At 38.5% G+C, this 14924-nt stretch carries 10 protein-coding genes and 1 CRISPR repeat array; of the genes, 2 read left to right on the top strand and 8 right to left on the bottom strand.

The window, feature by feature from the left end:
- Positions 1-244: 244 nt before the first annotated feature.
- Complete coding sequence (locus PL9214_RS11555) at positions 245-964, bottom strand: response regulator transcription factor (protein WP_072718964.1); 720 nt, start codon at positions 962-964, stop codon at positions 245-247.
- A gap of 129 nt (positions 965-1093) precedes the next feature.
- Here PL9214_RS11555 and PL9214_RS11550 point away from each other — a divergent pair, with 129 nt between their 5' ends.
- Positions 1094-2236, top strand: coding sequence for a sensor histidine kinase (locus PL9214_RS11550; RefSeq protein WP_072718963.1), 1143 nt, complete (start codon positions 1094-1096; stop codon positions 2234-2236).
- Between the two features lie 369 nt (positions 2237-2605).
- On the top strand, positions 2606-4396 hold the full coding sequence (aspS, locus tag PL9214_RS11545; RefSeq protein ID WP_072718962.1) for an aspartate--tRNA ligase: 1791 nt from the start codon (positions 2606-2608) through the stop codon (positions 4394-4396).
- A gap of 123 nt (positions 4397-4519) precedes the next feature.
- A CRISPR array of direct repeats spans positions 4520-5800; the repeat unit is 37 nt; unit sequence GTTTCAATCCCTGATAGGGATTATAGCTGATTTCAAC.
- Positions 5801-6042: 242 nt separating this feature from the next.
- Here aspS and cas2 read toward each other — a convergent pair.
- The 7 genes from cas2 to cas10d form a co-directional block, all read right to left on the bottom strand.
- A complete protein-coding gene (gene cas2, locus PL9214_RS11540) occupies positions 6043-6324 on the bottom strand; it encodes a CRISPR-associated endonuclease Cas2 (protein ID WP_072718961.1) in 282 nt (93 codons plus the stop codon).
- Between the two features lie 2 nt (positions 6325-6326).
- The gene (cas1d, locus tag PL9214_RS11535; protein ID WP_072718960.1) at positions 6327-7331 is read right to left on the bottom strand and encodes a type I-D CRISPR-associated endonuclease Cas1d; all 1005 of its coding nucleotides are present in this window, start codon (positions 7329-7331) and stop codon (positions 6327-6329) included.
- 118 nt (positions 7332-7449) lie between these two features.
- Positions 7450-8046, bottom strand: coding sequence for a CRISPR-associated protein Cas4 (gene cas4 / locus PL9214_RS11530; protein ID WP_072718959.1), 597 nt, complete (start codon positions 8044-8046; stop codon positions 7450-7452).
- Between the two features lie 128 nt (positions 8047-8174).
- Positions 8175-8993: a CRISPR-associated endoribonuclease Cas6 gene (cas6, locus tag PL9214_RS11525; RefSeq protein WP_072718958.1), complete on the bottom strand. Its 819-nt coding sequence runs from the start codon at positions 8991-8993 to the stop codon at positions 8175-8177.
- Between the two features lie 79 nt (positions 8994-9072).
- The gene (gene cas5d, locus PL9214_RS11520; RefSeq protein ID WP_072718957.1) at positions 9073-9783 is read right to left on the bottom strand and encodes a type I-D CRISPR-associated protein Cas5/Csc1; all 711 of its coding nucleotides are present in this window, start codon (positions 9781-9783) and stop codon (positions 9073-9075) included.
- A 13-nt stretch (positions 9784-9796) separates the two neighbouring features.
- Positions 9797-10846, bottom strand: a complete 1050-nt coding sequence (gene cas7d / locus PL9214_RS11515) for a type I-D CRISPR-associated protein Cas7/Csc2 (protein ID WP_072718956.1) — start codon at positions 10844-10846, stop codon at positions 9797-9799.
- Between the two features lie 53 nt (positions 10847-10899).
- Positions 10900-14412 carry a type I-D CRISPR-associated protein Cas10d/Csc3 gene (gene cas10d, locus PL9214_RS11510; RefSeq protein ID WP_072718955.1) on the bottom strand — a complete coding sequence of 1171 codons (3513 nt, stop codon included), beginning with the start codon at positions 14410-14412 and terminating at the stop codon, positions 10900-10902.
- Positions 14413-14924: the final 512 nt, after the last annotated feature.

Genomic DNA, 14924 nt, shown 5'->3' with positions numbered 1-14924 from the left:
CTCCATTTTTACTGTCATTTTATGATAAGAATAAATTAAATTATTTTAGATAATTAAACAATTTGTATTAAAGTAGTTTTTGTTATAATTAAAATTATAAAATATTTTTTGTATTTTGCAAAAAATAGAAAATTAAAGGACAGAAAATAGTTAGAATGAAGAACATTTTTTAGTAACTTTATAAAAAACAAATAAAATATAGTTAAAAAACTCTTCATTCTAACTTAAACTCAATCAAAAAATCTTACTCAATCCAACCTGAACGTAAAGCACGAACTGCTGCCTGTGTGCGATCATCAGCACAAAGCTTATTTAAAATACTGCGAACATGAGTCTTAACCGTTCCCACAGTAATATAGAGTTTTTCGGCAATTTCAGCGTTACTACGTCCAGCAACAATCAATTCCAAAACCTCTAATTCTCGTTCAGTTAAAGGGCAAGATTGCAGAAAATCTTGATATTCCGCTTCTACCGCATTAATGGTTACAGTTTTGATATCGCTAGGTGCTACAACCTCCGGTGGTTTTTTCTTAGCCTGCTTCAGAACAGTGCGAGCAATGATCGGATCAATCCAAGCATTTCCTTCAAAAGTTGTGTAAATAGCATCCTTGAGTTTATCAATGCTAACATCCTTAACACTGTAAGAATCTGCACCCGCAGCAAAGGCTCCCATAACAGCATCATCATTATCGTGCATCGTTAAAATTAGAACCTTTGTTTCTCGAACTCCTCCATTAGAGATATATTGTTTAAATTTTTGAGTTAATTCAATCCCATCCATATCCGGTAAACCAATATCAATAATGGCAATATCCGGCTGGGTCTGTTTAAGAATTTCTAAACCACTCTTAGCATTAGCCGCCTCCCCAACAACCTGAATATTATTTTCTTGTTGTAGGGCAGTTCGTAAGCCTACCCGTGTCAAATCATGGTCTTCTACAAGGACAACACGAATTTCACTCATGGTTGATTTTCCCTTAATGATCTCATTGTCTTTATTATTGACAGATTTTTTGTTAAAATCAATAACAAATGTGCTCGACAAGATTAATCTTGTAACTTAGTTGGCGTAAAAAACACGTTTTTCAAAATCATGTCCCTTTTTATTGCCCCCCCTTTAAAATCTAGTGATCGAATTCTGGCCGTTGATGATTCCCCGGATAACCTATTTTTAATCGAGGCAATATTAGCTGAAGAAGGATACGAAGTTGTCTGTAAGTCTGATGGAAGTTCAGCATTAGCCTCTATTAACGCCGACCCTCCCGATTTAGTGTTACTCGATGTTATGATGCCGGGAATTGATGGCTATGAAGTTACTCGGCGGATTCGGACTAATCCCCATCTTCCGTTTATTCCCATTTTGTTAATTACGGCCCATGATCATTCCAGTGTGGTCGAAGGCTTGGATGCAGGGGCAGATGACTTTATTCGCAAACCTGTTGAGGTTGATGAACTTTTAGCACGGGTGCGATCGCTGCTTCGACTTAAACATAGCATTGATCAACAGATGGCGATGTCCCGCCAAAGGGAGGATTTTGTCTCCCGTCTCACCCATGATCTGCGAACTCCTCTAGTCGCGGCAGATCGGATGTTACATTTGGTTCTTCAGGGGGCTTTAGGAGAGATCTCACCGACCATTGAAGACGCGATCACCTCGATGATCAACAGTAATCAAAATTTATTACAAATGGTAAATACTTTACTGGAGGTTTATCGGTATGAAGCGGGTCGCAAAACCTTAACCTTTTCCTCTTTTGATTTAGGGAAAATTATTCAAGAGGTCATTCAAGAACTGACTCCCCTAGCTCAAGAAAAAGAATTAACCCTTAAATTTAATCCGATTAGCAATTGTTTAACAGACTCACCGATTATTATGGGTGATCCGTTAGAAATCAGACGGGTGGTGACAAATTTAGTGGGAAATGCGATTAAATTTACGGATATGGGTGCGATAGAAATTCGTTTAGATCGCAAGAAGATTTTCCTCGATACCCAAGATCAACCCACCGATGGAGTGATTTTGGAAGTGGAAGATAGCGGGGTTGGGATGTCTCCCGAAGATCAAGCGATTATCTTTGAACGATTCCGCCAAGGAAATAATAAACGAGCGGGAAGTGGTTTAGGATTGCATTTAGTTTCACGAATTGTAGAAGCCCACAGAGGCACGATTCACGTTCAATCGAAAATAAGTCAGGGTAGCCTATTCACCGTTTGTTTACCTGTAAACCCAGAATAGATAGAGTGTTGACGATTGACGGGTAGGGGCTTGTGTCATCAGTGTCAACTTAAGTTGAAAAGCCTTGAAATCAATTTCAGTAGAGAGACGCGCCATGTAACCCCCTCTACGCTAAAACCCGTTAAAACGGGTTAATGAAGAATGATCTGAGTCATCTTTAGATGCCGATCGCTTTTAGCCCGAACTTGAGTTCAGGGCTAACGTGGGTTAAGTTGACGGACTTTGCGTCCTACCTTACCCCTACGACTGTTAATCGTTTAGGGTTGACTTTTAACAAATAACTAATGGATGACGGGTGACGGTCTTTAATCTATACTGATAAGTTGCCCTGATTTAATTTAAACCTTAGTCTAACTTTCATTAAGAGTCATGCGAACCCACTACTGCGGCAATCTCCGATCTACCGATATTGGCGAAACTGTTACCCTCTGCGGATGGGTTGATCGACGCCGCGATCATGGTGGTGTAATCTTTTTAGATTTACGCGATCGCACGGGTATTGTTCAAATTGTCAGCGATCCTGAACGCACCCCCGACTCCTACAACACCGCCGAGAGTCTGCGGAATGAATATGTTGTTAAAATTACCGGGCGAGTTTCCCAACGCCCCCCAGAGTCCCTCAACCCCAAATTAGCCACCGGGGAAATCGAAATTTACGCCGATCAGATTCAACTTCTCAATGCACTCGGAAAACAATTACCTTTCCAAATTTCCGCCTCAGAAACCGAAAGCGTTCGAGAAGATTTACGCCTCAAATATCGCTATTTAGATTTACGTCGAGAACGCATGACCCGCAACTTACAATTGCGTCATGAAGTCGTTAAAGCCATGCGACGTTTCTTAGAAGATCAAGAGCATTTTATTGAAGTAGAAACCCCCATTCTCACCCGTTCAACTCCCGAAGGGGCTAGGGATTATTTAGTTCCTAGTCGAGTTAATCCGGGGGAATGGTTTGCGTTACCCCAATCTCCCCAACTGTTCAAACAATTATTAATGGTATCGGGATTTGATCGCTATTATCAAATCGCCCGGTGTTTCCGAGATGAAGATTTACGCGCCGACCGACAACCGGAATTTACCCAATTAGATATGGAAATGAGCTTCATGACCCAGGAACAAATTCTGGCGTTAAATGAAGCCTTAGTTGCTCATATTTTTAAAGCCGTTAAAGGCGTTGAAATTCCCCTTCCCTTCCCCCGTTTAACGTATAAAGAAGCCCTAGAACGTTATGGAAGTGATAAACCGGATACTCGCTATGGTTTAGAGTTAGTCGATGTTTCTGATATTGTCAAAGATTGCGGCTTTAAAGTGTTTTCTGGGGCTGTTGCTTCGGGCGGAATTGTTAAAATATTACCGATTCCTGGGGGAAATGAAGCCATTTCTAATATGCGAATTAAACCCGGTGGAGATATCTTTAAAGAAGCGTGTGAGGCGGGAGCAAAAGGGTTAGCCTTTATTCGCGTTCGAGAAGATGGGATTGATACCATTGGCGCAATTAAAGACAATTTAAGCAACGAACAAAAACAGGAAATTCTGACCCGGACAAATGCAAAACCGGGAGATTTACTGTTATTTGGGGCGGGAGATATTGCAACGGTGAATAAAACCCTAGACCGTCTGCGTCAATTTATGGCTAAAGAATTGGAACTCATTGATGCTAATAAAATTAATTTATTGTGGATTGTTGAGTTCCCCATGTTTGAATGGAATGAAGACGAAAAACGGTTAGAAGCGTTACATCACCCCTTCACTTCTCCCCATCTCGATGATATTAATGATTTACCCCACGCCAGAGCGCAAGCTTATGATTTAGTCTTAAATGGCTATGAAATCGGCGGTGGTAGTCTACGGATTTATAAACGAGAGATTCAAGAAAAGGTATTTTCAACCATTGGATTAACAATGGAGGAAGCTTACAATAAATTCGGCTTTTTATTAGAAGCTTTTGAATACGGAACTCCTCCTCACGGCGGTATTGCTTACGGTTTAGATCGATTAGTGATGTTATTATCGGGAGAGGAATCAATTCGAGATGTGATCGCTTTTCCGAAGACTCAACAAGCGGGTTGTTTATTAACAAATGCACCCTCTGGCGTAGACCAAAAACAGTTAAAGGAACTCTACGTTGCTTCAACTTACAAACCCAAAACCGACAAATAAACCCTAGTTAAGCTACTGAGTCCAAAAGGAGGGGCTCAGTAGTGAAATTTACAGGAAACAATTACAATTTCTTCATCAGTAACGCTTTGACAATTAAGGTTTTAGGGATTTTTCAATTATACCGTTTCAATCCCTGATAGGGATTATAGGTGATTTCAACCTTTCGATGGCTTGGCGTGGGTCAAACATCGAATAGTTTCAATCCCTGATAGGGATTATAGCTGATTTCAACACAACTAAATTCTGATCTAGATAATATGGATATTTTGTTTCAATCCCTGATAGGGATTATAGCTGATTTCAACATTCTGCTGGAGGTATCGTGTTTTTACATGAACGCCAATGGTTTCAATCCCTGATAGGGATTATAGCTGATTTCAACCGCAAACAAAAAAGAAAAATGCGATGGGGACAGTTTCAATCCCTGATAGGGATTATAGCTGATTTCAACATCAAATATTGACAAAAAGACCGGAACGAATGAAGGGTTTCAATCCCTGATAGGGATTATAGCTGATTTCAACTCGGTTTGGTGATAGCAATTAAGCAATATCAAATAGTTTCAATCCCTGATAGGGATTATAGCTGATTTCAACCGAGTTCTGAGAATTGACTCGGAAACCGTAGCTGTTTCAATCCCTGATAGGGATTATAGCTGATTTCAACCTTGCCTCTAATTCTGTAGTGTCTACTGTGGTGTGGTTTCAATCCCTGATAGGGATTATAGCTGATTTCAACAAATCGTTTAAAACATCGAATTCTTCTTTTAGTGCTGAGTTTCAATCCCTGATAGGGATTATAGCTGATTTCAACCTCCTATTCAACTAGATAGATCGAATCATTAACTTGTTTCAATCCCTGATAGGGATTATAGCTGATTTCAACCTGGGTTGGTGGTTTGAATAAAATTGTTTATCCCGTTTCAATCCCTGATAGGGATTATAGCTGATTTCAACTAATAAGGTTTATCAACTATCAGAGTCAGTAGATACCAATCGTTTCAATCCCTGATAGGGATTATAGCTGATTTCAACAACTGGGAAATGGCAAAAGCACTCCCAGAAGATAAGCGGGGTTTCAATCCCTGATAGGGATTATAGCTGATTTCAACTATAATAGATGCCCCTATGGAAAAGCGTGAATCACAAGTTTCAATCCCTGATAGGGATTATAGCTGATTTCAACGGCATTCCGATTTTAATATGCACGTTAACTGCCTGGTTTCAATCCCTGATAGGGATTATAGCTGATTTCAACCTGTAATCAGGGGAAACATTAATTTTGTTATTGTTTCAATCCCTGATAGGGATTATAGCTGATTTCAACTCTTTTGAATTACAGCTTGGTGAACATTTGGCATCAGCAGAGTTTCAATCCCTGATAGGGATTATAGCTGATTTCAACCGCAGGCTTCTGAAACCCTTAGTGTATTTAGTTTTCGAGGTGCGATCGCGCTAACCTGATCAGAATATACCATTTCAGCCATCGACTTAGCAAGAGGCAAAAATAAAAAAATGCTGAAACCTTTGATTGGTATAGCTTCCAAAAATTGCGCCAACCTCCCAAGACAACCAACCGAGTTCAAAACCAGAACAGATAAAGGTTTCAGCGATAATTTTACCCTTCCTTTTCCCAACAGCCACAGGTTAGCGCAACTCAGCAAAGAAAATCGTATCATCCCGTAGCTGTTCGCCGCCGATACGTTCAACCTTACCCTGACAACAAGCACAAAGGAAATAAAAGCGAATACTATCGGTTTCAGGGTTAATAATTTTGTTGAGACGCGATCGCAATTTAGCATATTGCGTGTTAGTCAACTCACACTCAAAAACACTATATTGCATCCATTGACCATAGGATTTCAAGATCGAATGAATCTTAGTGCGGCGTTTATCCTCAGAAATATCGTAAGACACCACAACAAACATAACTATTTTAACACCAAAGGCGGATATTTTTCAATGTCACCCATCAAATATTTAGCTAATAAACGCGCTTGAAGTTCAAACGCCTCTTGATAAGTACATTGTTTACCTAACACCGGATGCTTGAACTTAGATTGTTTTTTCTGTTCATATAATTTCAGAAACGTTCGCCGTCCTTCAGGAGACATTAACACCGCATTGCTAATCGGTTCTGTGGTAAAATCATCAGGAGTCAACTGTTTTAAATTAATTGCACTCAATACCATTGAATCCACAATTAACGGTCGAAACTCCTCCATTAAATCTAACGCTAAACTCGGACGACCATAATGTTGAACATGAAGATAACCCAAATAAGGATCAAACCCCACTAAATTAACTGCACTTTGCACATCATGACACAATAAAGAATAACCAAAACTCAGTAAAGAATTAACTGGGTCAGTTGGCGGGCGACGGTTACGACAATTAAAACTAAAGCCATCTCCCCGAATTAACTGATCAAATGCACCAAAATAAGCCGCACTTCCCGCCCCTTCTAAACCGCGTAAAGAGTTAATATTATTCGTATAAGAAATAGGAGCGATCGCATTATCCAACCGAGTCAAAGCAGCCTCTAAATCCAGTTCAGAATATTTACGTCCTTGTCGCAATAAAATCATCCGATAATTCTTCAATTTTCCCCGCACAAACCCCCGGACTAAATGTAACGCCTTTTCCGACTCTCCGGCTGCTTCCCATTGCGCTTTTCTCACAAAAATATTCTTGGTCATTTCTGGTTCTAATCGTCCTAAATAACGCCCCGTATCTGTTAAAAATGTTAACGGAATATGTCGTTCTAAAAGTTCCTGAACCACCGCAGGAGACACCGTTGAACGTCCTAAAATCACAATTCCATCCACCTTAATTAACGGTACATCCAGAACATTTTTCTTATCCGCCTTTACCGTTAACCGTTCATCCGTTTTACCAATAAACGAATCATTAACCGTAACATAAACCGTTCCCATTGTATTAACCTCAAAAAAATAGTAGGTTGTGTAAGCGAACCGCACGCAACAGAATTACTGTCTATGATCTATAAAGTAAATACTAGCGAGCGAGGACGCTCGCACTACAATATTTACCTTAAACAATCACCTCTTGATACCGACTAACTTTTGCAGCAATTTTCGGTAAACAAGATTCATACAAACTGCAACCTTTACAGCGTTTTTGATAACTTGCTAAAGGTTGATGACCCGTTTGTAAAAGAGCGAAAACTTGATCAATAATATTAATTGCTTGTTCTCGTAATATTGAGGAAATTTCCACAGGTTGACGTTGATGAGATTGAGCATAATAAATATAACCCTTTGTGACAGTTTTACCCGTCATTTCTTCTAAACATAACGCTTGCGCTACCACCTGCATTTCATCATTATCCCATTCCCCTTTGCGTCCCCGTTTATATTCTACGGGGTAAAATTCTCCCGATTGTGATTCAATTAAATCCGATTTTCCAATTAATTTATAACGTTCAGATTTCAACCAAACCGCCCGAACTTGCCAAATTTCATCACGATTTTGTTCTCCAAAATTATGAACACGGTCGTGCAAACTCGTTCCTTCTATGGTATACTGATTATCAACAAATTCCCCTGCACAAAACATTCGCCAGCAGCGATGGGGACAATAGGAAAAATGATTCAAAGACGAAATCGGAATATAATCAATGGTTTCCATAATTTCACCTAAATTGTGGTTAAAAATTAACAAAAATTGTTGATCGAGTTGGCGAGTAAGAGCGATCGCAAGAAGTTGATTGAATTAGCGAGTGAGGACACTCGCACTACTGCTTTAAATCCTAATTCTTAATTCTTAATTCTCCTCATCATTCCCATCCCCATCGGTGTTTTCCGTCCGACACCGCTATACAGAGCAAAATCCGCTAAGGTATTAATCTGTTTAATAACCATTGGGTCTACATCTCCCAAAATTCTAAAATTCATAACTCCCACACAGCCAATAAATTTACTGCGAGAATCCGCTAAAATCTCCGTTCTAATATTGAAGAAACTCGGAAAAATAGGTTCAATTAAAGTATCTTCAAAAGGAATCCCGCTATATTGATTCCAACGTCTTAATAACGACCCAAACACACTATCTCGCGTGGGTAAAGCAGAATCAAAATTGCTTTGACGAAAGGCTGTTGGGGTACAGAAAATCAATTCTATTTGGCGGTTTTCATCAGATGCTTGTTCATACAATTGATGATAGGATGAAAAATTAGCCCAAGGTTGAGTCGATTGAGGTGTGCCTAAAATACTGGTAATTTGTAAATCAGCAGGGCCTAAATGCCAAGGTGTTTTAGGATTAAGATTTAACCATAAACCACTCAAATGACTAAACAAATTATCATCCAATAAAGAAATTCTTAACCAGCAAGGAGTTTCGCTTGAAATCGGTTTCTTATGTTGCCATTGCAGAACATTCTGATGAATCGTTTTGCTGATTTGTAACGGACTTAAGGTAAACGCTTTATCGGTTTTTTGTTCATGTAAATAAGTTCCTAATTCGGGGTCAACAGAACTGACTAATGTTAGAAATAACGCATGAAGATGTCGTCCCGTTAAAAAGTTAGGAGGAATAGCAGAAAGTGGCAACAAATTGAGAACAAGACTATGGGGCATAATTTCACCTTAGTAAGTTGTAGGGTGGGTGAGAAAAAACAAAAGTTAAGATCGATTAATGCGTCACCCACCCTACAGGTTAACGAAAACGGTATTGCATTTGGGCAGGAATTTTTAACGTTTCTTTCCTCATCTGAACGCTGTAATATTCCCCTCGCATTCTGACATTACGAATTAAACTAACCGGAGGCATATTAATCGTGTCATAACTCAAAACTTGATGAGTAAACATCACATCCAAAGGATTCAAAGGATAGGAAAAAATAAATTCTCTCTCTCGATCTTGTTTAGAAGACGGTAATTCTTCCATTGTTAATTCTGCCTTACTTGCCCATTTTCCTAACCGAATCCATTTTGGCAGTTTCAACGATTTTTCAGTAATGATAAAAAACTCAAACTGACTTTCAGGGGCTATTTCCTTTGTTCTGCCAAAACTGGGAATATTCTTTTGGGTTTTTTCCATCTCAACATGATAGTTATTATTGGCATATTTCCAAGTATTGAGAACCGCAGTATAGTTAACGGTTCGGGCTGGAGTTACATAAATTCCCTGTTGATTCAGAGGCGTTAAATGTTCGGCGTATTTCGGAACTTGTTCAGGACAGAAATAACGATAGGAATCTTCCTCAGCAACCGTTGTTTGATAGGAAGGGTTATCAATTAAACCCAAGGCATAACAAAGGGCGTAATTATGCAGAATGGGTTCCGTTTCATAGAGTCGCCCAATTTCACGAGTGGCAAAATAAAGGCTATCATGCAGTTCTATTGTGCAACGATAGAGAATTGTCATTAGTTCGACTCCGTTACACTTCAGCTTTTTTCTTGCCTTTAATATGATCAGAAGCATATTGTTTAGCTTCTGCATCTGCTTTTTGTAGAATTGCTTTAAGAGATTCTTCCTGACTTGTCAGAGCTTTAACTTCCTGAAGTAAGGTCTGAAACTCGTTACCAATAAAATCAGTATGAACAATAGGTTCATCCTGTAACAAACTCTTGATAGCTATTTCAGCATATTCCATAACATCATCCTCATCTAAAGGTTCGAGAGATTGAAGGATTTCTGTTGAAAATTGATCGTAAATTGCCTGAGTCCAACGAAGATTACTGGTAATTTCCCCATCAGCAAAAACGACTCCTATCAGTTCATTTCGCATTTTACCTGTGCGAGTTGTTTGTGCGCCGTAGCGACTGGTACGCAAGATATTATTAAAAACATACAAAAAGCTGGCTTCAGTTGGATCTTTGAGGGTAATAATACTAGGGAAGAAAACTTGGGGGCGGATGTGATCTTGCTGATTAATTCGAGATGTTGTACTCCCAATTTCTCCATCTAATTTGCCTGGGCTATTTTTTCCTTGTCCCAGTTCTTTTTTTTCGCCTTTTGCAGCCATTGTTCCATTTTCATAAGGAGCATTGAGTGTAAAAGATTCATGGGAATCGTCAAAATGGGTGATAGAGAAAGCGGTATCAACAACGACTTTTGACTTTTCTGAACCCGAATCACCAATGGCAAATCCATAGATAATACAATCAGGATTATCCATTGCAAATCTGACATTGTATTCGCATTCTTCAGCCGTCATTAAACCATAATTTCGCAACAGTTCTCGACCAACTAAACGTTCTGGGGTTGACTGTTTCCGTTTAAACATGGTTAAGCGACTAATGGGAGCGCGATTTTCCCGTTTTAAACCTGCTCGAACTTTAGCTTTATTTAGTTCTTGATCGGTTTGAAAAAGAGGATAAGATTCGGTAACGCGGACTGTGAGGAAATGTACATATTTGCCCATTGGTTTGTAGGGGATTTCGGCTTGAAAGAACTTTTTAGAGTTAACGGTTTTCAGAAAAGTCATAGTAAATCTCCAAGAATTGTGGTTGAATGAACAGAATCTAGCAAATAAAAAAATTATTCTTCTTCTTGCGGATCACCTCCTTTTGAATCATCATTAGATAGTTTTCTTGCTCGATATTCTTTATCATCTTCTAGGCGATATATAAATTCGCAAGTATCCCGAATTAGATTAAGTTGACGACCTGCTAAACGAGCGCGATCGCCTTTAAATGTTCCTTCAAAAACTTCCAGAACAAAATATCGAGCAAAATCTAAAATCGTCTCTCTTTCCTGATCTCGTTCACTATTTTTGAAAACCCATCGCCCTTCTGCGGTGGAACTGTGAACTCGATTCATTAAACTAAACAGTCGTGCGGCAACAGCATCAACCATTGCTTCACCTTGACACCAGCTTAATTCAGCTTTCAAAATAACATCAGCCGCCTCATCAATCGGTTTCAAAATAGCATTTGCTTTTGTGGGTTTGCCTTTGGTGGATTTCGCTCGATAGAATTTGCGATATAACTCTGTTAATTTTTTAGGGTGGTGCAGTTTTGATTGCTCAGTCATAGTCCAATCCTCTAATTCAAAGTTGTATTCAACATGGGGATCGAAGCAAGGATAAAATTGATAGGCATAGAGTCGAATTTTAGCCTTGCTAGGAGTATCGAGATTTTGAGAACGTACCCAATTTTTTAGATAAGTAAAAACATAAAGAGGACTCGTTTCAAAGTCTCGCGCCAATTCAGATAGTTTTCCCCAGTTGGGGTTATAGCCTTTTTTAGTTTGTCGAGCATTAACATCCAAATTAATTGCATAAGCAGCCGTTAAAACTTTTAAAGGTGCAGGATATTTAGATTGCTTTTTCTCCCATCCTTCCAGAATATAATCCAAACGAAAACGTTCTTCTTGAGTTAAAACTCGGAAGGCTTGAGGCGCACTATCTAAAAATACTGTTTGTTCAAATTCTGTCCCATCGGTGAATGGTGGAATTGGAGATTCTGAAACAACAGTTTTGACATCTAAAATCATAGGAAATGCGAATGCTAACCAAGTTGGCATAACCCAAGATTCTGTATCCGTCGGTTCAGTTTTGCCTCGCTTTTCAGGTGGTAATGCCATGAAATAAAATGTTAAAGGTTGTTCTTCAGGATAGTTCAGTTTGAAAATTAAGCTTTTCTTGCTTTCTTGTTTCTCATCTGTTGTTGATTTTTTTCCTTCAGATAGTTTAAACAAATCTACGCTTTGATAACGTTCTAAAGAAAAATCGGCTTGCATATCTTGACTGATGAAGTGATTCCGTATCCCTGTATCAAAGCGAGTTTGAACAATTTGATCATAGACTTTTGCTAAAAAACAATTTGTTTCAGGAGTAAAATAATAGGTCGGATAAAAGTACAAATAGCGATATTTACCATCTTCAAAGCTTTTTCCGACTGCTTGAGTTTTGCTCATTAAAATTTGACGCAACATCAACTCGATTTGAGCAATACTAGAGATATTCCGTTTAGCATTAGAACCGCCCAGCATTTGTTTATTAGTATAAACTTGGGGTGTAAATAAAACAGCAGATTCCATTTGTTCTTTTACAGTGTAAGCAGAATGAGAAATTGAACAAATTAGCTGCTTACCCCGTCCAGGCTGTTTTGCTGATTGATAGTATTTTAGTTCTTTTAGAAACTGATCAGTTTGAGTCTTATTTCCAGTAGGTAACATCACCACTTGTTTGAGCCATAAGCGCAGATCTTCCCATCCGTCATTCGCTGATTTATTTTGTTGTAAAATAGGATTTAGAAGTTCAGCAAGGTAAGTAATTAAATCATCTCCTGTGGTTTGAATATCTTCTAAGCTGGGATGATGCTCAATATACTTAGCTGCTAAATAATACCATTCTAAAGGAAGACCGCCTGTATTACCTTTAAGTTTTAGTTCTTTCAGTTTTCCATTAATATTCTGAATTTCTTGAACAGCAGGTAAATATTCACCTAAATTCCAAAATTCGACAATTTTATAAACTAATTGATCACTAGAATTCAGATCATCAGGCAGTTGAACAGTTCCTCCTGCCTTATTGGTCTTGTTTTTCTTATTCTCATCAATAATTTTCGCAACTCTATCAGACCAAATTTTTCGAGTCAATAAATCCCCAAACTCTGCTAATTGATCAATCCGAACATCACTAGAAAATTCAAAATTGTATTGAGCCGATAATGCTCCTTTTTTTTGGAATTCCTGAAGGCTTTGACTGCGATCTTGAGCTTTACTGCTTTTGATAGTGTTACGAGTGGCATCAAGAGCGACTTTCATCAAAGCAATATCATCAAAAAATAGATCATAATATTCGGCATATTTCATCCCTTTACCTTCTCGGACAAAACCTTTTTGTTGTTGTTTTAATTCCTCTATACAAAGATTTTTGATCTTATCAATTACTTTTTCTGGCAGGTTTTCTGTTGAAATTGGAGGTGCATTTTTATGTTGAAGATAAATGATCCCAGTGGGGAGATAAAGCAAGGGTTCATAGTAATGGCAAAACGGGGGAAAATATTGACAATCTTTACGGTTGAGTCCAGTATGTTCATCCATTAAGGCATTGTTAATAACATTCGTCAGCACCCCTCGATTTTCTGCAATGCGGTGATAAGTAAATTTTAGTTGCCCATCACTTAAAGAGTGAATTAATTCTTGTAGCTTGGGAACATCTATATCCTGTGGATGTTTAATCACAGAAGCTAGAGAATCTGCCAAATAGGCAAGGTCAGCTAAACTTTTAGGTTGCTTGCCTTTGAGTGTGAGTTTATTTAATCCAAATTCTGAAGTATTTAAGTTTGTATCATGACGTTTTTGAGCATTATAAGCAATATAAAGTAAATCATCTATATGCTTTTGATATTCCTCTGGTTGATTCGGGTATAGAAATCGGTCAAGATTTAATTCTTTAATAAGAATATCAATGATTTCTCGATGTTCCTCCAAAGATAAATCACGGATCTGATCTTTTGGAACTGCCTTATACTGCTCAGGCATATTGGGAAATCGTTGATAATCAAATTTCTCGAAATCATGTAGAATAAATCCAGCGATCGCCAGTCTCCGCTCTCGTTCTTTTACAAAACGCTGCACTGTTGTATCAAGTTGTTCCAAACGTTGCTCAATTAAATTAGCTGGGAATAATCCATTCAGTAAATGAGTGTTAAGAGATTGATCTCCAGCATGATCTCGCCGAACTGGAGGTTCCCCCGTCTCTTCTCGTTTTTCATCAATCTTGTCAAAAAATTTTCCGCCTTTTGCAGTTACTCCTATACCAACTCGCAATAAGTTTGATAATACATACTCACTCAAGTCCTGCATAACGACATCATCAGGATTTTGAGCCTTAATTGCGTCTTTCAAGATTTTAAGGGGAATTAATTCAGGAGGTTGTGTTTCAATAGGACGACTTTTTTGTTCAAGTCCTTCTCCATAATCATCATCTGGCGACCATTCTTCGTCAACTTGATTAATTTCATTACCACTTATATACTCAGATTCATCAAACAGCGATAACTGCTGTATTTCCTGCTCAGATTTTTTATTTTTTCTTTTCATTGCTTTGTTTCTCCAAAAAGTAACCAAAACTTTTCATGAAAGCCACTACTAAATAGGGATGAGGAATGAATAACGCCTCAACCCTATTAGCTTTTAATTAGAAACGTTAATTAACTCTGAAAGAGTTGTTTCAACACTGCGGTGGGAATAGATCAAGTTCAAGTTGTTGGTACTCGCAGCATTGATAAATTTCCTCCATTGGCTGAACTGGATAGGTTTTTGTAGCAGACTCCTTACAGGTGTAGGGTCGCAAGTCAAACAGTTCCAGTTGTTTATACATGATTGAGACACTCCTTTAGTTTGGATAAAGGGTGGCTTCTTTTCCAGAAAAAGCAAGGAGTCGTCAGAAGGCCATAAATGGCGTCCAACCATCGCCGTCACTATATCCAGAGGATGATGCCAACCATATCGGGATGATAACACATCATTTATATATTTAGTAACGGAAGACCATGCAATTTCCATAGGTGGCATAGATTGTGTATACTTACAGTGGGAAGTTAATTTCAATA

Origin of the sequence: Planktothrix tepida PCC 9214, assembly GCF_900009145.1 — a bacterium.
GTDB lineage: Bacteria > Cyanobacteriota > Cyanobacteriia > Cyanobacteriales > Microcoleaceae > Planktothrix > Planktothrix tepida.
Note: the sequence above shows the minus strand (reverse complement) of the source record. Positions and strands in the feature narration are given on the sequence as shown.